The organism is Amycolatopsis thailandensis (genome assembly GCF_042723255.1).
Taxonomy (GTDB): Bacteria; Actinomycetota; Actinomycetes; order Mycobacteriales; family Pseudonocardiaceae; genus Amycolatopsis; species Amycolatopsis thailandensis.
Genome location: NZ_JBHXJK010000007.1, coordinates 95,736 through 113,904, shown reverse-complemented (window position 1 = coordinate 113,904; position 18,169 = coordinate 95,736). Strand labels below are relative to the sequence as shown.

At 69.0% G+C, this 18,169-nt stretch carries 20 protein-coding genes; 3 read left to right on the top strand and 17 right to left on the bottom strand.

The window, feature by feature from the left end; all coding sequences use genetic code 11:
* Window positions 1-108: 108 nt before the first annotated feature.
* From ACFWMR_RS04870 to ACFWMR_RS04790, 17 genes are all read right to left on the bottom strand, one after another.
* Window positions 109-1,233: a helix-turn-helix domain-containing protein gene (locus ACFWMR_RS04870; RefSeq protein ID WP_378377079.1), complete on the bottom strand. Its 1,125-nt coding sequence runs from the start codon at window positions 1,231-1,233 to the stop codon at window positions 109-111.
* Between the two features lie 22 nt (window positions 1,234-1,255).
* Window positions 1,256-1,918 carry a hypothetical protein gene (locus ACFWMR_RS04865; protein WP_378377077.1) on the bottom strand — a complete coding sequence of 221 codons (663 nt, stop codon included), beginning with the start codon at window positions 1,916-1,918 and terminating at the stop codon, window positions 1,256-1,258.
* 419 nt (window positions 1,919-2,337) lie between these two features.
* Window positions 2,338-2,553, bottom strand: coding sequence for a hypothetical protein (locus ACFWMR_RS04860; protein ID WP_378377075.1), 216 nt, complete (start codon window positions 2,551-2,553; stop codon window positions 2,338-2,340).
* Window positions 2,554-2,600: 47 nt separating this feature from the next.
* Window positions 2,601-3,116 (bottom strand): HD domain-containing protein, encoded by a 516-nt coding sequence (locus ACFWMR_RS04855; protein WP_378377073.1) that lies wholly within the window; start codon window positions 3,114-3,116, stop codon window positions 2,601-2,603.
* On the bottom strand, window positions 3,094-3,696 hold the full coding sequence (locus ACFWMR_RS04850) for a hypothetical protein (RefSeq protein WP_378377071.1): 603 nt from the start codon (window positions 3,694-3,696) through the stop codon (window positions 3,094-3,096). Before ACFWMR_RS04850 ends, ACFWMR_RS04855 begins: the two co-directional genes overlap by 23 nt.
* Before the next feature lie 361 nt (window positions 3,697-4,057).
* The gene (locus ACFWMR_RS04845) at window positions 4,058-4,189 is read right to left on the bottom strand and encodes a hypothetical protein (protein WP_378377070.1); all 132 of its coding nucleotides are present in this window, start codon (window positions 4,187-4,189) and stop codon (window positions 4,058-4,060) included.
* Window positions 4,190-4,589: 400 nt separating this feature from the next.
* Window positions 4,590-5,315 (bottom strand): ANTAR domain-containing protein, encoded by a 726-nt coding sequence (locus ACFWMR_RS04840; RefSeq protein WP_378377068.1) that lies wholly within the window; start codon window positions 5,313-5,315, stop codon window positions 4,590-4,592.
* A gap of 49 nt (window positions 5,316-5,364) precedes the next feature.
* Window positions 5,365-5,985 carry an ANTAR domain-containing protein gene (locus ACFWMR_RS04835; protein ID WP_378377066.1) on the bottom strand — a complete coding sequence of 207 codons (621 nt, stop codon included), beginning with the start codon at window positions 5,983-5,985 and terminating at the stop codon, window positions 5,365-5,367.
* Between the two features lie 335 nt (window positions 5,986-6,320).
* On the bottom strand, window positions 6,321-7,523 hold the full coding sequence (locus ACFWMR_RS04830) for a tyrosine-type recombinase/integrase (RefSeq protein ID WP_378377064.1): 1,203 nt from the start codon (window positions 7,521-7,523) through the stop codon (window positions 6,321-6,323).
* A gap of 128 nt (window positions 7,524-7,651) precedes the next feature.
* On the bottom strand, window positions 7,652-7,924 hold the full coding sequence (locus ACFWMR_RS04825) for a DNA-binding protein (RefSeq protein ID WP_378377062.1): 273 nt from the start codon (window positions 7,922-7,924) through the stop codon (window positions 7,652-7,654).
* Entirely contained in the window at window positions 7,921-8,733 is an 813-nt protein-coding gene (locus ACFWMR_RS04820) for a hypothetical protein (protein WP_378377061.1), read from the bottom strand. The genes ACFWMR_RS04825 and ACFWMR_RS04820 overlap by 4 nt, the downstream gene beginning before the upstream one ends.
* A 231-nt stretch (window positions 8,734-8,964) precedes the next feature.
* The gene (locus tag ACFWMR_RS04815) at window positions 8,965-9,633 is read right to left on the bottom strand and encodes a recombinase family protein (RefSeq protein WP_378377059.1); all 669 of its coding nucleotides are present in this window, start codon (window positions 9,631-9,633) and stop codon (window positions 8,965-8,967) included.
* Window positions 9,634-10,166: 533 nt separating this feature from the next.
* Window positions 10,167-10,373, bottom strand: a complete 207-nt coding sequence (locus ACFWMR_RS04810) for a hypothetical protein (RefSeq protein ID WP_378377057.1) — start codon at window positions 10,371-10,373, stop codon at window positions 10,167-10,169.
* 274 nt (window positions 10,374-10,647) lie between these two features.
* A complete protein-coding gene (locus ACFWMR_RS04805) occupies window positions 10,648-11,442 on the bottom strand; it encodes a DNA cytosine methyltransferase (protein ID WP_378377055.1) in 795 nt (264 codons plus the stop codon).
* Window positions 11,435-11,587, bottom strand: a complete 153-nt coding sequence (locus ACFWMR_RS04800; RefSeq protein ID WP_378377053.1) for a hypothetical protein — start codon at window positions 11,585-11,587, stop codon at window positions 11,435-11,437. The genes ACFWMR_RS04805 and ACFWMR_RS04800 overlap by 8 nt, the downstream gene beginning before the upstream one ends.
* A complete protein-coding gene (locus ACFWMR_RS04795) occupies window positions 11,584-12,705 on the bottom strand; it encodes a TRM11 family SAM-dependent methyltransferase (protein ID WP_378377051.1) in 1,122 nt (373 codons plus the stop codon). The genes ACFWMR_RS04800 and ACFWMR_RS04795 overlap by 4 nt, the downstream gene beginning before the upstream one ends.
* A gap of 68 nt (window positions 12,706-12,773) precedes the next feature.
* Window positions 12,774-13,826: a hypothetical protein gene (locus tag ACFWMR_RS04790; protein WP_378377050.1), complete on the bottom strand. Its 1,053-nt coding sequence runs from the start codon at window positions 13,824-13,826 to the stop codon at window positions 12,774-12,776.
* 639 nt (window positions 13,827-14,465) lie between these two features.
* Between ACFWMR_RS04790 and ACFWMR_RS04785 the strand changes: the two genes are divergently transcribed.
* The 3 genes from ACFWMR_RS04785 (at window position 14,466) to ACFWMR_RS04775 (ending at window position 18,163) form a co-directional block, all read left to right on the top strand.
* Window positions 14,466-15,473, top strand: coding sequence for a sigma-70 family RNA polymerase sigma factor (locus ACFWMR_RS04785; RefSeq protein WP_378377049.1), 1,008 nt, complete (start codon window positions 14,466-14,468; stop codon window positions 15,471-15,473).
* Between the two features lie 92 nt (window positions 15,474-15,565).
* Window positions 15,566-15,856 carry an Mbov_0395 family pilin-like conjugal transfer protein gene (locus ACFWMR_RS04780; protein ID WP_378377109.1) on the top strand — a complete coding sequence of 97 codons (291 nt, stop codon included), beginning with the start codon at window positions 15,566-15,568 and terminating at the stop codon, window positions 15,854-15,856.
* Between the two features lie 3 nt (window positions 15,857-15,859).
* Window positions 15,860-18,163 carry a hypothetical protein gene (locus ACFWMR_RS04775; protein WP_378377047.1) on the top strand — a complete coding sequence of 768 codons (2,304 nt, stop codon included), beginning with the start codon at window positions 15,860-15,862 and terminating at the stop codon, window positions 18,161-18,163.
* Window positions 18,164-18,169: the final 6 nt, after the last annotated feature.

The following is an 18,169-nucleotide window of genomic DNA, read 5'->3' as shown; positions in this document are numbered from 1 at the left end:
GCACTGAAAGTGATCGGACCGTCCGTCGGGAGTCGCGAGCAGGGCGCAAGGTGAAGACGGCGCCGAGGAAGCAGTAGCCCCGAGAAGCGCCGTCGTTCAGCGGAGAAACTAGCCCGGAGAAACCAGATGTAGGTGACTGCGGTTCGGTCGCGCAGTCACCTCCAGCCCCTCGGAGCCTCCCAGGCTGACCGTTTTCGCCAGTCCGAAGACGTGCCGGTTGAACTCGTCGGAGGTGAGTTTGGTGCTGTCGATGATCGCTTTGACGCCGGAGCCATTCGCGCGCAGGTGCGCGAAGACCTTCTCGAGGATCTGTGATGACTCGGGGATGAGCTGGCTGCCGGGTTCGCTGCGGCGGTAGCCGCGTTTGGCCAGTTCGACGCAGGCGCTGCGGTAGCCCCATTCAGTAAGCTGCCCGAGTTCTCCGAGCCGGTGCGCGAGTGCCATGGCTGACACGCGCCATCGGCGGCTGGCGTCGATGAGCTGGTCGGGGCCGGCGTTGCGGAGGTTGTGCGCGAGGACGTCCGCTCGTGGCATCAGGAAGGCGGCGGCGAATCGGTCGGCCTGGCGTTCGGCTTCCCGGCTCTGCACGCGTTCGGGTCCTTGGTGCATGACGAGGTGGCCGAGTTCGTGGGCCGCGTCGAACCGCTGCCGTTCGGCGGTTTTGCCGGTATCGATGAAGACGAACGGTTCGTTCTCCATGTAGAAGGAGAAGGCGTCGACGTCGCGGACCTCCTGCACCAGGGAGAACACGCGGACACCGCGGGCTTCGAGCAGGTGCACCATGTTCGGGATCGGCCGCTGGTCGAGATCCCACTGGCCACGGACCCGCAAGGCGATCGTTTCGACATCGTGCAGCGACGCCTCGGGCGGCAGGTTAAGAGAGGAGACGTCCGCGACGGGCAGCCGGAAACGCTCGGAGATCCAGGTCGCGATCTCGCAGGCGATGGCGCCGGCCGCGAGCACAGCCTCGCGCCGGAACGCCGGGGTCTTAGTGACGGCACGGAAGCTCACGGCGTCGACCGGGATCGGGTCGATCTCGGGTCGCATGAAGAACTCGACCGGCAACCGCAGGGCCGCGGCCAACCGGTCGAGCCCCTCCGGAGTCGGTTCCTGGTGGTCCTTCTCCCAGCGGTTGATCGTCTGAGGGCTCAGGCCCGTCTGGCGTCCCAGCTCGGCCAGCGTCTGTCCGCGCAGCTTGCGCGCCAACGTGATGCGTGACGGTGAGACGGGCACGCGAGAACTCCGCTTCTGAGCATTAGATCGGCTGGACGTCGATGTCTGGCCCGGTGTCCAGATCGTCGTCCGGGGTGACGATCACACTAGTGTCCGTCCGGTCGTACGGCAGCGGCGGAAGCGGGATCCGCTGGTGATACCTGGTGATCTTGTCCTCGATGCGTTCCGCGGGCCTGGACAGCTCCGCGTACAGCAGGCCGTCGCGGTAGGAGAACAGGAACAGCCACAGCTGCGGCCGCTCCTCCGGCAACAACCTGGACTGACCGTTCCCGGTGACGTCGAACAGCGGCGCCGTGTGCGGTACCTCGTCGATCAGGTCCCGCAGAACCGTGCGCAGTCGCGTCTTCGGGCTCGGCGTCCGATCGAACAGGCCGGTGCTGTCGTTGCCAGGACGCACCACGACATAGAAATTGTGAGAGGGGTGCCAGGTGCGGGAAAGGCCATCGTCCTCGTCGCGGTCCCATCCCGTCTGTTCCCGAAGGCTGATGACCGCCTCGCTCCACCCGTCCTGACCGGGAGTCTGCACGGGAGCCAGCGGGCTGGTCGCGTCCCTCTTGCGCTGACTGTTCTCCACGACCCGATGCAGCAGGTCGACCGTGAGATCGAGAGGAGCGAGCCGACCGTTGGACCAGGCCCGCCATGCGTCGAGGTCATGGGGGTCCGGCAGAGCGTGTGCATGGGTCAAACTACCTCCTCAAGGTCAAGACGACTATAGACCACACCTCAAATGAGGTCACATTTATTGCTCCCTTGCGGGTCGCGTCCCTCGAACAGCCACTTTGCGGCGCCGTCTCTCTGCGGACGTACTGGACGGCGACCCCCGCACCGGACCCGAGGCCGCCCGCCTCATTGGCGTGGACGAAAATGATCACGCCGACACACGAACGATGTGGGTCTCGCGTCCCGGCCCGAGAACACGCGCTGTTAGTTCACGTTGCAGGCCGAGTGGAGACGTGATTTGTCAGGCGGGATCGCTCGGCGACGGTGCTCGCCGCGCCTCGACCGCCCCGTCCGGCCTGGGCTGGTCGGTGGTGAAGCCCGCGGACCGGAGGATCCGCAGGGCGGCCTGATTGGACTCACGAGTCGACGCACCTGCCCGCACTGTCACATCCGGTTGCCTGCCCGGGTTTCGGTTCGCCGGAGGAGTTGTTCGGTGCGGTGTACGGCGGCGGCTCGTTCGGCGCCGTTGACGGCAAGTGCCCGGACGACGGGGTCGTCGGGGCCTCGGCGGATGCGTAGTTCGGCCAGCCGCTCGGTGTAGGACACCGGTTCGCCGTCCGGGCTGGTGGTCATGTCGCAGAACCACAACGCGTCACGCACCGCGCTTCGTTCGTCCGGAAAAGTCGCGAGCTGATCGGAAAGCCCGCTCAGTTCCGCGACGGCGGCCGCGCCGGTGTGGTGGGCGACCAGGGCACAGATCCGGTCGGGCACCCCGCTGCGGACGAGGAACCGTGCCCCGTCCAGCGGATGGAACCCGGTGTAGACAAGGGCGGGGCATAGCCGATGTCGTGCAGCCACGCCGCGGCCAACAGGACCTCACGCTCGTCCGGCGGGAACAGATACCCGATCTCGCCCGCGCGCCGGGCGACGCCTTGGGTGTGGGCCCAGCGGCGTGGTAGCGCGCCGGCCAGCAGGTGTTGCGCTGCTAGCCGGGCCCATTCGGGCAGCGAGTAGGCCCGTGCCGTGTCCCCGGCGTCAGGCGGGAACGATCGCTGCTCGGCGCCGAGGGTGAGGTCTAGGAGCGTGCGCACGGTCCGCTCGATGAAGATCGGGACGTAGTTCACGATCCGGGCTTGGGTGAACCAGGTCCGGGCGGCGAACACCATCCGGTGAATCAGCCCCGGTGGTATCCGGTCGCGCTCACGCGCCAGACGATCCGCCAAGTGCTGGATCTGCTCGTCGATCTGAGTGATGTCCCAGTCGTCCGTTGGCGTGGACCGCACGTCGGTTCCTTTCATAGCCGCTCATCCAGGCTTGGTTCTCTCCGGCTACCCGGTTTCGTATCGATGTAGCCGGTATGCCGCAGCCGGGCGATTCAGGTCCGGGCGGACCGGCGCGGAAGTAGGTGGCGACGCGGGCGTGGAGACCGCGCAGATGCGGCAGCAGGATCATGAAGGCGTGGGCCGGCCGGTAGCCAACGGCGGCGTCGCCGTAAAGGCACGGGCCGGTAATGAAAACGAACTCCTCGTCCGGGTCCAGCCACGGCACCGACCACAGCTCCGAACCGTCGTCGTCGCGGATGTCGGTGCGCAGGCAGGACGGTTGCTTCATCACCTCGACGAGCGCCGCGCGGAAGGACTCCAGTGCAGTGGCCGAGATAGCGAGGCCACGCCCCGGCCACACCCGAGGCAGGTGGTACGCGGCGTTCGGCTCCCCATCGTCAGCCGCGTAGCCGAACGTGACCGCCCCAGCTGACACGCCGGCGTGCCAGCGATCCATCTCCCAGGTGGTGATCGTGACCATGGCAGGCAGCAACCTCGATCCACATCACACGGGTCTATGGGTTCGTGGCGCACCATCGCGCCCGCGCGCATCGTGCAAAGCATCCGGCGAACACTGCCGCCGGAGAACGCGCAGTCTGTTTTTGACGAACCACAGCGTGCCGGAATCGGCACGGCGAGATCGAGTACCAGCAGTACTTTCTTTTGTCATTTTCAAGGCTTTCGTGGTGATCCCCTGGCCTGACAGGTCGGCGGCCCTGTGGGGCGCTTCGCAGTCGTACAACGCTGAGTCGCTTGTCCTGGCTAAGAAGAACCCGGCCAACAGGCAAGACGCCGCAGGTATGTCTTGAGGCAGCTGCCCCAGGCCCGGGTCACGCTATCTGTCACGTCGGAGACTCGAAGCTTTCGTGGTCGATGGCGTGTTCGAGTTGGGCTCGGTACGGAGCGAACGCGTCGAGCAGGTCGAAGGCATGCTTGTTGCGCTCCCTGCCCTTGCCGGTCAGGAACTCGAACATCAGTCGGTGTGTCAAGTTCTCGAACCGGGTCGTCCCGCGGCCTGATCTGGACCCGGTCGTAGAAACAGCGACGTCGAGCAGTGGTCGCCATTGGTGATCACGATCCACAGCACCAGCGAGGTGACGCGGCGTTGCCGAGGCCGAAGTCCTTCGCTGGGCGAGGCAGGCGCTGGACCTCATACCTCGAAGCTCGCCTACCCCACGGGCCCGGAATCTGAATCCTCACGCTCGGCCCGTGGCCATCGGGCTACGCGCCGAACGTCGACTCCAAGGCTCTCTGGCTGAGAGCTTCTGAGAACAACCTTGTCGTCTAAGGCGCGGGCGGTGGCTGTATTGGGCGGTTCGCCTGGCTTGGGGCGTTCATGGGGAAGGTCGTGGCGTCTCAGGGGGTGGTCTCGGCCTAGTGATCTTTGGGAGCAGGCAGTGCGCCGCGGGTGTCGACGACGTGGTGGGCGATCTCGCTGAGGCGGCGGCGGTGGTGGCGGGCGTGACCGCGCATCACTTCGAAGGCATGCTCCACAGTCGTGTTGCTTCGGGCGGCGAGGATTCCTTTCGCTTGCTCGATCGAGACCCTGCTTTGCAGGGCAGCGTGCAGCTGGGTCACGAGATCGACCTGCTGCCGCATGAGTCGTTCGTGCAGGATCCCGATGGTCGCGGCGTCGGCGAGTGCCTGCGCCACCCGGGCGTCGCCCGCCGACAGTTTTCCGGAGTGAATGTTCAGCAGGAGTAGTGCGCCCACGACATCCTCACGCAGACGCATCGGGACAGCGCACATCTCCCGGTAGCCCGCCTGCGCGGCGGCCTCGGCGAAATCTGGCCATCGTGAGCGCGCCTCGTCCAGATCGACCGGCCCGATGCCGGTCACGTCGCGGTGGCTTTGCCAGGCCGGGCCGTCGTGTCGGGCCACATCCAGCACATCGGCCAGGGCATAGCCCGAATCCGATGCCGCTATCGGACGGAGTGCGGTCCCCGGGGGCGCGAGCAGCAACGCCGCGGCCGAAACACCCAGCAACTCCGTACACCGGACAGCGAGGAGGTCCAGGAGTTCGACGAGATCGAAGTCACCCACCAGGGTGTCGGCGAGTTCGACGAAGGTAGCGGCCAAGCGTTCTTCCCGGTTCGCCATCTCAAGATCCTCACCCGGCCCGTTGGCCGTGTCTGTGTCCTGGTGCAGGTCAGGAACGCTGGAAGTCTCGTGGCAGCCTGAGGCGCCTGGTGACGATGTCGCGTGCCACCTCGCCGATCGGGCGTTCCTGGCTGAGCGCGTAGGCCCGCAGCCGGGAGAGTGCCTCGACCAGCGAAACGTCCAGGAACACGCTGATGAAGCCGCTGGCCTGGTGTACCTCGGCACGGTGAAGGTCCTGCGACCATACTTCCGCCGTCGAGCCGTCCGGATCGGTCAGCAACGCCGGAGTGAGGGAATCGGCCAGCGCCAGAGCGGTGGTCACCGCGGCTGTGTCCATCGACCCGGCCTCACGCCGATTACACATCAGCGCGCCGATGCTGACCGCGCCGAGCATCACCGGGAACGCGAAAACCGCGTGCACCTCCATTTTCAGTGCGGCCGCGGCGAAACCGGGCCAGCGCGCGGTCACGTCCAGCGCCGAGCACAGCACCGGCGCGCCGGTGTCGATGGCATCGATCGCGGGGCCTTCCCCGAAGGTGAATTGTTCGTCATCGAGCCGGGCGCTGACCTTGTCGGACGACCATGCCAGCTCCGCGGCCCCGCTCGTCGTCACCGACACCGTCATCCCGTCCACGCCCAGCAACGCGACGTGATCATCAGTCAGCCTCATCCCAACCTCCGTCGGCAACGGCGATCCGTTCAGCTTTGATAAGAATAGACTCAGAGGAATAGAGGTGAAATAGTCTACATGGACGTTTTTTCAACATTGTTTTTGCAATTTTCTGACATCGTGGAAGCTTCGTGCCGGACTGCCGCGTTGCCTAAGCAGCAGCCGGCCGGTTGCCGCCGCCCCGGATCGGGTGCGCCGACCTGGCCGTGAACACGCACTACGCCGTGTCTTCGGCGTCCAGCCTCCGCGACTTGCCGTCCTGGAGCAGGTGTATCCCTCCTACGGCAAGCCCGTTCGACATCCGAAGATGGGATACCATCCCGCTTGCTGACGGCTCACGCCGCAACAGGTCGCCAGATACACTGGTCCTCTGGGGTAGCGCTACTAGCGACCGCTTTCTCCCACCGTGTTTGGAGTGCGTCCAGCAGGCGTTGTTCGACGGCTGCGGCGACGTGGGAGTAGGTTTCTTGGACTTTGTCTTGGAGTACGTGGCCGAGGCGGAGTGCTTGGGCGATCTCGGGGATGCCGTCGTCGATCATCCAGGTTTTGTGGCTGTGCCGGAGTCCGTGGAACTTCAGGCCCGGCTTGACCGCGCAGAGTGAGACCTTGCGGTTGGGCCTCTGCTGGTTGCCGTCTGCTGCCGGTCTAAAGGCGCGGCGCGCGAAGTTGCTCCTGCGATGCAGTTCGCCTTGTGGCGTGACGAAGACATGTGGATGGTCGTGGGTTTCGAGGTGATGCCGGAGAAGCACGACAAGGAAGGGCGGCAGGGTGATGTCGCGGGCTGAGGCCTCGGTTTTGGGTGGTCCGAGGTATAGGCCGCCCGCAGTGGGTTCGTGGAGTGCACCGATATCGGGATCGACGACGATTCTTCCTGTGTTGTCGTCGTAGAGGTGGAGGTTATGCCGCTGGAGACCCACGAGTTCTCCCCAGCGTGCGCCGGTCCAGCCCGCCGTGGCGACGAGTACGGCTCCGGCGGGGCCGTACCAGAGGGCGGCTTGGTCGGCGACCGCGAGCGCTTCGGCTGGCTCGGCCCAGATCTGGCGGGGTCGGCGTTCGGTGCGGCGTCGGCGGCCGCGTCGGCGGTTCTGGATGGGGTTGGCGTCGATGAGTTTTTCGTCGACGGCGTCGGACAGGAGGAGAGCGAAGCATTTCAGGATGCTGTCGACGGTGCTTTTGGCGAGTCCGTCGTTACGCAGCTTTTTCTCCCAGGCGCGCACCTTGGAGTTGGTGAGGTCGGCCAGCGTGGTGGTGCCCCATTGAGGGATTATGTGCACTTTGAGGAAGCTGCGGTAGTTCTCCTCGGTGCGTTGGTCGACGTCAAGGGAGTCGATCCAGTCGTCGTAGGCCCAGGCGCTGACAGTGGTCTGGCCGCCTAAGGGGTCGATCCACTTTCCTCGGCGCTTGTCTGTGTCCATATCCGCGATGTAGTTGTTCGCGGAGGTTTCATCGGGGAAGCCGGGGACAGAGCCGATGGTTCCGTCGTCGCGTCGGTAGCGGACGCGCCAGCTGTCGTCCCCGGATTGTTCGGGCCAGGGCATATGAACTCCTTTGCTCTGGTGTGGGGGTCACAGTGATGGGCGACATCCATGGACGCTCCGATATGGACAGAGAGCCAGCCCCCGTGACGAAGAGCCTCTGTGCCGCAACAGGTCGCGTAGCGGGTGTGTCAGCGGTGACGTCTGGGACGTCGGCGTTGCGTTGTGGTCGCGCCGTTCATGACGATCGCGCGGAGGTCGGCATCGGAGAAGCGGAGGTGTTTACCGAGGAAGGTGCAGGGAATTTGGCGAAGGCCCGCCTTGCGGCGGAGCCAGGACTCTTTGATGATCAGGCGCTGGGCGGCCTGCGCGGGCGTATACAGGAGCTGCCCGTCGACCACCGGCAGCTCGACGTGTTCGGGCGGGCCATCAGGTGCCGGACGAGGGTTTTCAGCGGTGGTCATGTCGTTTCCCGCTGTGTGACGGCATGGCCGGAGCGGCAGGAGAATGGGCTGCAGCCGTCCGGATCGTCTTCGTCGGCGGTGGCGGCGCCGCGTGTGGCGTCAAGGTCGACTTGGTCGAGCGGGCGGAGCGAACGGTGGATGAAGAACTCCCCGCGCAGCGGTTTGCCGTTGGCGTTGGCGCGGGGGCTGCCGTGACGGATCGCTTTGTCGAACTCGACCAGGTCTGCCCACGCGTGAGGATCGGTGTCCCGGATGAACCGCAGTCGCGAGTTTCCCGAGTAGGGACAACCGATACACGAGCTTTTCACGACCGAGCCCATGCCGCGTTCACGCAGGAGCGTCAGGCAGTCCGTACGTGATAGTCCGAGGTCGAGGAGCGGGAAGATGTTGCGGGTGTAGTTGACGTCGGAGTCCTTGGCGCGGTGGAACTCGTCGGTGGAGATGCCGATGGCCTGGTCGACGAACACCCCGCGGGGTACTCGCGTGGGGTGCGGGTAGCCGAGGATCTGGCGGATGGCTTTCTTGAGCGGCTCGATCTTGTACTCGCCGGTGCATTGCCGGCGGGCCATCCCCCTTGTGCCGTCGGGGTTCTTCACGAACAGCGGCATGGTAACGAACCGGGACTCTGGTTTGAGGGCGTCGTGGCGGATGTTGCCGTTCGACACGGTCAGGACGGGGATCCCTGCCTGCGCGCCGATGCGGCGCGCGGTGTCGAGTTGCTGGTAGACCTGCCGCGGTTCCCAGCCGGTATCGGCGAAGAGGGCTGCGTCGAAGGGCGGGATCTCACCGTCGCAGGCGAGCAGAAACACGCACAGGCTTTGCACTCCTGCGCCGAGGCTCAGGTAACGGCCGCGTGGTCGGCCGGGGTACCGCTCGCGATGGGACCCGGTCGTGCGTCGAGCGCTGGTGCGGGGAGGGCGAGTCGCTGGGTGGGGCCGGGTGGCGCTGCGGGCGGGTGTCGACGCGCGGGGTGTTCGGGTCTGGCCGGGGCGTTTTGCGTCAGGTCGGGTGGTGGACATGGTGAGTGCTCCCAAGGGTGGTCAGGCGGAGAGGTCGTGCGGCTGGGCGAGCAGGCGGTGCCGCAGCGCGCGCCGGGTGTCGGTGGTGGGGTTCTGCGCGGCCCAGAACAGGGCTGTGGTGATCAGGGCGCGGTGAGCCGGGTGGTCGGAGAGCACCCACTGCTCGGCGGGGCGGAGGCGGTTGCTCTCGTCGCGGGTGCGCAAAGCCTGATAGCCGGTGTATTTGAGGTTCGTCAGGATTCTGGTGACGGCTTTGTCGTGCCAGGTGCCGGTGGTGCCCGGTGGTGGGTAGCGGTCGGGATTGTTGTTCAGCCGCTGGGTGATCTGGTCGACGTCGAGGCCGGTGACCGCGCGCCAGTAGAAGATGTGCTGCACGACCGGGGCGCGCAAAGGGTCGGGGGTGAGCCGGGTCCGGGGCTTGCCGCTGCCCGAGCGGGTCCCGGCGACGTCCATGGCGCGGTAGCCGTAGGGCGCGCGGTGCACGTTCCAGCCTTGGCGGACCAGTGCGGCGGTCGCCTCGCTCGCCCGGCGCAGCACAGGATGCTCGGCAGTGACGTCCACCTTGGACGACGTTTCCGGTAGAGGTCGTTCACGCGGCACGGGTAGGGCGCGCGGGACGTTCTGGCCGTGCCGGGTGCACAGCCAGTGTCGAAGGTGCTGGAGAAGCCTGTTGGGGCGGTTGGTGGGCATGGCGGTACCTGCTTTCGCTGTGCTGGAAGGGGCGGGGCACCCCGGGCCCCGGGCCGCTGGAGGCCGGGGTGCCTCGCGTGCCTGTTCAGCGGGTCGTGGTGCGTGCTCGGGCCGGGCGCGCTCGGCCCGAGGTATGGGTGGTGGCGGGCAAGGCTTTACTCGTGCCCTGCCCGCGCCGAGCCGAATGGGTGGCGCGGCGCTCGCGCGGGTGGAGTGGCGGCGCAGCCCAGTGGCACCTGGCCGGGATGTGGGCGAGTGCGGCCAGGTCGTCCAACAGGTGGCGTAGAGCGCGTGCGGCCTGCTGAGGCATGACCCCGTTGCCTAGGGCGCGAAGTTGCGCGGTGCGGGGCAGGTCGAGGTGTGTGGCGGTGACCCAGCCTGGGGGCAGGCCCATGAGCCACTCGACGAAGGGCGGTGCGAGAACGGGGCGTCCGTGCCGCCCCGGTTGAGTCGGGTACGGGGCGGGGCGGCCGGTGATGAGTTCCCATCGGCGGACGGCGGCGGCGTATTCGCCCCAGTTCACCGGTCCGGGTTCACCGCGTGCTGTGCGGCGGGCGCGCGGTGCGCGGGCGGTCGTCACGGTCCTTCACCTCCTTCCGCGCGCGGGGCTTCGGCGCGGGTGTGGTGACGGCGATGACGACCGAGGGCAGCATCAGATCGCCCTTCGAGCCGCGCTGCGCCGGGCAGCCTTTGGTTCCGTCGGTCGCGCGCGGGGTCGGCAGAAGTCGTGGAATGTCCATGAGGGCTATGCCTCCTTGTCATGGGTGTGGCGGAGATGTCGGTGGACGAACCGTCGTGCGCGGTCGGGTGCCGGAGGCAGCGCCCCACGCACCGGAGGAAAGGCAGCTATCGATCCCTTCGCTGTGGGCCGCGGCGCACCACGGTCCGTCCGCCGGTGGCGTCGGTGTGCTCAGGGCTCGGGCGCGGTCAGGAAGAGAAGGCCCGCCGCCGTGCGTGTCGTGGGTGCAGTTCTTCGCGTCCGAGGCGGTCGGGGTCGGCAACAGCCGCACCGAGTCAGTCAGCGTCACGCACCCGGCCGGGATCGGGCGGCCCGGTTTCCGCACGGTCTGGATCGTCGGCGACCGCGAGTCCGCCGCCGTCGGTGTCGGTGTCGGCAGGAGCTGCGCCGGCTTGACGACCGAGTCGACCGCGTCGTTGAGGTTGACCTGATGCCCGCCCGCGCGGCGCCGTGCTGGACCGACGGGGCCTCGTGGTTCGCCGTCGCGGGCCTGCGGGGTCGGCATCATCCGCATCCCGTCCCGGGGCGGGGACGGCACACAGGAACACGCGTTCGCGGCGGTGGGCGGCGCCGATGTCGCTGGCTCGTACGCAACGCCAGACCGCGTCATACCCCGCTTCGGCCAGCCCCGCGAGTACTCGGTCGAGGCCGCCGTTTTTCCAGCGGAGGGCGGCGACGTTCTCCACGACGACAAGCTGGGGTCGTAGTACGCGAATGGCGTCCAGGATGGTGTGCCACAGTCCACTACGAGCGCCTTTCTCAATACCCGCGCGCCGACCGGCGGCGGAGATGTCCTGACAGGGGAAGCCCGCCGTGAGCACCTCGACCGGCGCGACGGAGGCGAAATCGACCGCGCGCAGATCGCCCAGGTTCGGCACACCGGGCAGGCGCGCGGAGAGGATCGCGGTCGCGTGCGGGTCGTTCTCGGAGTACCAGGCGATGCGCCCGCCGAGCACGGCCGCGACGCCGAGGTCGAGCCCTGCCACGCCGGTGCACAGCGACCCGATCACCGGGCCCTCGGTCGCGACGAACCGCAGCGGATCCGCGGTGTCGGTGTGGTGCTCAGGCATGCTGTGCCTCCCGCGTGACGGGTCGCCGGTCCGGGTCGTCGTCCGGCGGCGGGCAGCGGTGTCGGGTGGCGGCGCGCCGGGCGGTGGCGGGATGCCGGAACTGCTCGTCCCAGCCGCAGTCCCGGCAGTGCACCCGCGTGCTCACGCCGCCCACCGCCCACGACTCACAGCCCTGTCGCTCGTAACGGCGGGCCCCTCGCCCGACGAGGCCGAGCTCGACGTGCCGCTGGGCACGAGCGGTTTGGCCAGGACGATGACGTCCTCGTGCGCGATCAGATGCAAGGGCAGGCCCTGCTCGCGCTGTTTGCGGATGAAGTCGCGCTGGAAGAAGCTTCCTCGGGCGACCAGCTCGCGGTCGGCGACGCGGGCGAGCAGGGCGACGCAGCGTTCGACCGGGACCAGCCCGGCCGCGTGGCCGCAGGCGATGATCTGCGACGGGAGGTCGATCAGTTCGGAGTGCTCGCGCCACGGCCGGACGGTGATCGCGATGTGCCCGCCGGGACGCAGCACGGCCGCGCAGCCGGTGAGGATGCGGGTGAAGCCGGCCAGCAGCCGGTGGTGGCCGACGTTGGCGAGGTTTCCCCGGTCCAGGGCGGAGCCGTAGCGGTGGTGGTACTTGTGCACCTTCCCGTCCCGCGAACCCGTGCCGCTGGTGACGACCTGCCCGTGCGTGGACGGCCCATAGGGCGGGGAAGTGACGATCAGCGCGACCTGCCCCCGGTACTTCTCCGGCAGCAGGAACGGCAGTTGCCGCGCGTCGCCGTGCACGATCTCGGCGTCGTGGTCGTGACCGCGTTCCCGGGCGAGCTCGAGGTTCGCCTGGGCGACGCTGACCCAGTGCGGTTCGTATTCGACGCCGACCGCGCGGCGCCCTGCGTCGATCGCCTCCACGAGCGTGGTGCCGGATCCGGCCATCGGGTCGAAGACGAGGTCCCCGGGCCGGGTGTAGGCGCGGATGGCGTGCGCCGCGACGGCCGGGAGCATCTTCGCCGGGTGAGCGGTCGACTCGGGTACATAGCGGCCTTTGCGCTGGGAGGCCGGGGAGGTCTGCGCGGTCGCCCACACCGACAACGGCAGCGCGGCGGCCTCGGTCACGCCGGTCGCGATGGTCGGGCCGGATGGGTCGTGTCCGGTCGTGGTGCCGGTCTGTGCGGGGCTGGTGTCGCCGGTGGTGTCGAGGGCGTCGATGAGCGTGCGGGAGATCGGCACGGTCGGGTCGTCGCTGCCGGGGGTGGTCGATGTCGCGGGGTGCTGGTGGGACATGAGGGCGCTGCCTTTCGCAGGTACAGGGGTGGCCGGGGAAGGCCCGGTCGGGCGTAGCGGGCGCGGGGTCACTGGCCACCTCCGGCGCCGGGCGCGGCGGGCACCGGACCGGTCCCGGCGGGCGGTGCGCCGGGGTCGGCCGGTTGCGCGAACGCGAGGACATCGCCATGCGCGCGCAAGTGCGGTGCGGGCAGTCCGCGGACCGTCGCGCGATGACGAGCTCGGTCGTACTCGGCGGCCCGCAGGCGCCCCTTCTCCACGGGGGTCTGCAGCACGACGATGTGCTGCAGATAGAGCAGATCGGCGTGCTGGGCGGCGGCCACGATCGCGCCGGTCGGGTCCGTCAGCCGCCCCCGCGTCCAGTCACTGTGCGTGTACACCGCGAGGATGCCGCCCTGACGCAGACGGGTCGCCGCCAGGAGCGCGAGCCGGTCCAGCGACACCGACTCGGCGACGTGGCCAGGCAGGGACACGATCACGAGATCCGCCCGCGCGCCGCGCTCGGACACCGGCCCTCCCACGCTGCCGGAGGCACCGGTACGCGCCGGGGCCGACGGTGTTCCGGCCAGCGCCGCAGACGCGTCGCTCGCGTCGGTGACGAGGTCGGCCCAGAACGGACGCGCCGACGCGGCGGAGCCGCCGTCGCTGTGGAAGGGGACGGTGTCGGCGGTGCGGCCGAGCGCGCGCACCGCCTCCCGTGCCGCGGCCGGTGACGCCTCGCCGGTCGTCGCCGAACCACCCGCACCGGAGCGCGGGACTGCGGCCGGTGCGGGGCCGAGGTCGACCAGGACGACGTGCGCACCGGGGTCGGTGAACGCCGCCGTGATGGACTCCACGATCGGTACCGGCCACACCTCGTGCGTGTCGATCGGGTCCGGTCCGCACGCCCACACCGTCGCCGGAGTCGGCGCGGTCGACGACGGCGCCGAGCGCCGGCGCGACGAGGCCGGCGTGCCCTCGGGACGCGAGGCGCTGTCGATCTCACCGGCACCTGCCGTGGTGCTGTGAACGCGGGCTCCGGGATAGGGAGCAAGGTCGCCACCGCGCCCGGTGCGCGGCGGGCGGTCCAGATGTGTCCGGCGACCGGCGCCGTTGTCCGGCGACTGTGCGCGCTGGGTCATGAGAAGCCTCCTGAAGCGAGTGCCGCCGGTGCGAGGCCGGCGACGGGATGCCGTCACCGGCTAACTCCGGAAAAAAGGCCATTTGGAGACACCCGATCCCAAAAAAACTCAAAAAATCTTCCGCCCCCAGAACGACCAACACATCCACGCCCTGCTCAGAGCAATAAAGAGCGCCGCGCGGCGGCCCGCAATTCCCAGCTCCCGTTGCCACCCGGGGATCCGATTCGCGATGAAATATTTCTCGCAGCATTCTTCCGCGTACGCCGCAGGGCCTGGGCTCTCACGATCAGCCCTTGAGGCGCCACGATCGCTTACCGCGAGCTTCGAGGCGTGTCACCGCAGCTCAAGGCGACGATTTGAAACGCCTCAAGCGTTGCGCTCGTGCCCTCGCAGGCATGCTCGCCCGACCGCACGCAACGCACCCGTCGCCGCCCTTTGAGGCGCCCTCTGAGGCGCTTTTGAATCGGTTGCGAGGCGCTTTTGAGGCGCTTTCGAGGCGGCGCGCCTGGCTTCCTGACGACTGTACTGATCCAGCGCTTATCAGGAGTTGTAGCCATGGATTTCCCTCTATCGGAAACCGGTCCCGACCCAGACTTTTTCGCTCTTCGCCGCAACGATGAATACGCCCACGACGGCGGGGTGTTCGATGCCGCCATCGCGACCTTCGGGTGGCTGGTGACCGGCCCGCATCCCGTGTGCGTGGACGGTGCGGCGATTTCCGGGCTGCCGCCGCGCCCGGTACCGCTGGACGAGCTCGGCACGCTGCTGCTGCGCCAGGACTGCGCCCAGGCGACCCGGGACGCGGCGTGGGCCTATCTGGTCGCCCGGGCGCGCGCGGAGGGCTGCACCTGGACGATGGCGTGCGTCGGGCTGGCGATGCCGGTGCTGCTGCCGGTCGCCGCGCAGCTGACCAACCGGTTCCGCGGGGACAAGCACGACATCCATTCCGCCGTCCTGACCGGATTCCTCGCCGGGCTCGGCGAGGTCGCGCTGGACCGGCCGGCGATCCTCGTGCGGCTGCGGTGGGCGGCCTACCGCGCCGGTTACGCCGCGCTGCGCGAGGCCCTCGGCGCCCCGCGCCCAGTGGACGAGGAAGAAGGCGACGCGCCCCCCACGGCCGAGGACGCCGGCTTCCGTTCCGCACCGCCGCCCCGCGCGAGCGGACACCACGACCTCGTGCTCGTGGCCGCTGTCCGAGCGGGCGTCATCACCACCGACGAGGCCGCGCTGATCTCGGCCACACACTTCGGAGAACTGGCCTTGGCGGAGGCGGCGCAGGCACGCGGGGAGCGGTACAAGACGACCCAGAAGGCCCGCCATCGCGCCGAGCAGCGCCTGGCCCGCTTCCTCACCGAACCGGCCGACGGCACCTCCGGCGCCGCACCGACCCCCAACCGGCGCGACCGCCCCGGCACACCCCGCCACCCCGCCCTGCGCCTATCACACACCCACCGCTTGCGACTACGCAGCGTGACACGTCTGAGCCCGGATCTGGCGAGGAAATTCGTGCGCCCAGCGCTCTCACACGACCCGGAATCCGGAGTCACCGCACGCGTGACCCGATCGGCGACGCACCCGCGCCACCACCAGCCGCCCGGCCCCGACCGCCGCACGGCGCTCACTCAGGAGGCCACCTCATGCGACTGACACCATCGCACCGCCACCGCCCGCACCCGACTCCCGCGCGACGGGGACACCATCGCCGAGCCGCGCTGACCGGGTGCCTGGTCGCCGCCGCGATGCTGCTGACGTCCTCGGCCGCCCGGGCGGACACGGTCCACTACGTCGCGCTCGCGGCGACCGTCGATCAGGTCCTCAACAACATCCGCAACTGGATCATGGGGATCCTGGCCGGGGTCGCGGTCGTGTTCATCACCATCGGCGGCCTGCGCTACCTGATGGCCTCGGGTGACCCCGGAGAGATCGAGAAGGCCAAGGGCGCGTTCAAGGCCGCCGGCATCGGCTTCGGGCTCGCCGCGCTCGCCCCGCTCGTGGTCGAGATCCTCAAGGGCATCGTGGGCGGGGTGTGAGCGATGACCACACCACGCCGCACACCTGCACCTGCCTCCCGCCCGCGCGACGACAGGCTCTTGGTCGGTCCGCCGACAGGCCCCATTCGGTGCCGTCACCGACGTGGTGGCCGGGGACGCCGCCTGCCCTGGCGGCGGTGGGCCCGCGCACTCGCGGTGCTGGTGCCGCTGCTGGTGGCCGTCACGGGAATCGCGCTGACCGCCTCGGCCGCGCCTGGGTCCACGCCCGCTCCGCTGGCTGCGGCGGTGCCGCTGGCGCCCGCGCAACAGCCGGTCCTGCCGCTGCCGCCCAACCCCAGCTGCACACCAGGTTCGACCGAACCCGCGTGCCTGTTGCCGACGCCGTCGTCTCCGCGGCCTGCGCCGCCGACGGGCCCGCCGAGCACACCGCTGATCCCTGGCCCGTCGGCGCCGCCGGTGTCGTGTTTCCCCGGATCGGTGCTGCCCGAGTGCGGCAATCTCCCCACCCAGCCACCCACGAGCCAGCCGTGCGAGGGACCGAACTGCATCCCACAACCGGTCCCCCGTGATCCCGGCGACGACGAGAGCGAGTGCGGCTTCACCGACCCGGTCGCGTGCGTCACCGAGGCCATCGACACCTTCTTCCGTGATCTGGTGATCGGCGCGCTGAACCCGCTGCTGGAACTGCTGGGCACGACGGTACTGTCCACACCGGACCCCGCCCTGCTGCCCGGCATCGGCAAGGCGTGGAACGAATCGTGGCAGCTGATGCTCGCCTTCTACGGCAGCATCGTCGTCATCGCGGGCCTGATCCTGATGGCCTACGAGACTCTGCAGACCCGGTACACGATCAAGGAGATCGCGCCCCGGCTCGCGGCCGGGTTCCTCGCCGGGACGCTGTCACTGTTCCTGGCGACGCAGGGCATCGAGATCTCCAACGCCGTCAGCTCGGCGCTGATGACCGGCGCGATCAACCCGGACACCGCCGCCAAAGCGATGACCGACATGATCCTCGGCTCGCTCAACGGCGGCACGGGCTGGCTGCTGTTCATCGGACTCGCACTCACCGCGCTGCTCGTCGTGCTCCTGCTGACGTTCATCGTGCGGGTCATCGTGACGGTCCTACTGATCGCGGCCGCGCCGATCGTGCTGATGTGGCACGCATTGCCGCACACCGAGGGCGTCGCCGTGTTCTGGTGGAAAACCTACGGCCTGCTTCTGATCATCCCGATCGGACAGGCCGGTGCGCTGAGTGCGTCGCTGCGAGTGTTCTTCACCCCCGGCGGGTTCACCGTGTTCGGGCCGACGCTGAACGGGGTGACCAATCTTCTGTTCTGTGTCGCGCTGATGTGGGTGCTGGTCAAGATCCCGTTCTGGTGCCTGCAACCCTTGCGCGGCAGCGGCGGCCGGTCGATGCTCGGGTCGCTGGTGCGCGGCGCGATCGCCTACAAGACGATGGGCCTGCTCGGCGGCGCCACTTCTCTCTTCGGCGGCAAGGGCCGCAAGCACGGCCGGCAACCTCGTGATCGGGTTCCGGCAGATCCGCCGTCCACACGCTCGGGCCAGTACCTGCTGCCGTTGCGGGTGCGGCGGGTGGCAAAGCCGTTCCGCACACCGCGCCGGGGTTTCGACGAAAATCCCCGGTCCAGCGTGCCCGCCGACCGCACCCCGGGACCCGGCCAGACGTCGCTGTTCACCGTGCGCCGTACCGGCGACGCCGTGGCCGCCAGCCCGAATCCGCGAGCGATGCCGCTCAAGGATCTGCCCAACGCGCTCCCGTCCGACCAGCTCGGGTTGCCGATCACCGTGCGCCACAGCTCCTCCCGGCTGCCGCGCCGCACCCTGGCCGACGACCTCGCCGCCGGCCGCTCCGCGCCACCACCGGTAGCGCAGCCCGGGCTGTTGCTCCCGGACGGACAGGTCAACCGCCGGGCCCGGCCACCTGTGCAACTCCGCGGCGCCCTGATCGCGCCGAGCACCGGGATGCTGCCGATCCACCTGCCACCGCAAACCCCGCGCCAGCCGCGTCGCACACTCGCCGACGACCTGGCCGATCCCGCCCGCACCAACCGGGCACCGCAGACCGGGCCCGCGCTGATCTCCACGTCCGGAGAGATCACCAAGACCGCCCGCGCGCACCGCCGCCCCGTCCGCGACGCCTACACCGGCAACCGGCCACTCACCTCCGGCCAGTACCCGCTCCCCCTCGGAGTCCGGCGCCAGCCCAAGCCGACACCGCCCCCTGCCAGCAGCGCAAGCAATTCCCCGCCGCCGACCCGGCGCGCCGGTACGCAGCTGCGCCTGCCCCTGGACCTACCCGCCCGGCGGGCACCGAAGACGAAGTGAGGACCG

Bases quoted from the DNA above. Each gene is read 5' to 3' on its own strand.
- ACFWMR_RS04850 (WP_378377071.1), bottom strand. From the start codon at position 3,696: ATGGTCACGATCACCACCTGGGAGATGGATCGCTGGCACGCCGGCGTG.
- ACFWMR_RS04845 (WP_378377070.1), bottom strand. From the start codon at position 4,189: ATGTTCGAGTTCCTGACCGGCAAGGGCAGGGAGCGCAACAAGCATGCC.
- ACFWMR_RS04840 (WP_378377068.1), bottom strand. From the start codon at position 5,315: ATGGCGAACCGGGAAGAACGCTTGGCCGCTACCTTCGTCGAACTCGCC.
- ACFWMR_RS04835 (WP_378377066.1), bottom strand. From the start codon at position 5,985: ATGAGGCTGACTGATGATCACGTCGCGTTGCTGGGCGTGGACGGGATG.
- ACFWMR_RS04830 (WP_378377064.1), bottom strand. From the start codon at position 7,523: ATGCCCTGGCCCGAACAATCCGGGGACGACAGCTGGCGCGTCCGCTAC.
- ACFWMR_RS04825 (WP_378377062.1), bottom strand. From the start codon at position 7,924: ATGACCACCGCTGAAAACCCTCGTCCGGCACCTGATGGCCCGCCCGAA.
- ACFWMR_RS04815 (WP_378377059.1), bottom strand. From the start codon at position 9,633: ATGCCCACCAACCGCCCCAACAGGCTTCTCCAGCACCTTCGACACTGG.
- ACFWMR_RS04810 (WP_378377057.1), bottom strand. From the start codon at position 10,373: ATGGACATTCCACGACTTCTGCCGACCCCGCGCGCGACCGACGGAACC.
- ACFWMR_RS04805 (WP_378377055.1), bottom strand. From the start codon at position 11,442: ATGCCTGAGCACCACACCGACACCGCGGATCCGCTGCGGTTCGTCGCG.
- ACFWMR_RS04795 (WP_378377051.1), bottom strand. From the start codon at position 12,705: ATGTCCCACCAGCACCCCGCGACATCGACCACCCCCGGCAGCGACGAC.
- ACFWMR_RS04790 (WP_378377050.1), bottom strand. From the start codon at position 13,826: ATGACCCAGCGCGCACAGTCGCCGGACAACGGCGCCGGTCGCCGGACA.
- ACFWMR_RS04780 (WP_378377109.1), top strand. From the start codon at position 15,566: ATGCTGCTGACGTCCTCGGCCGCCCGGGCGGACACGGTCCACTACGTC.
- ACFWMR_RS04775 (WP_378377047.1), top strand. From the start codon at position 15,860: ATGACCACACCACGCCGCACACCTGCACCTGCCTCCCGCCCGCGCGAC.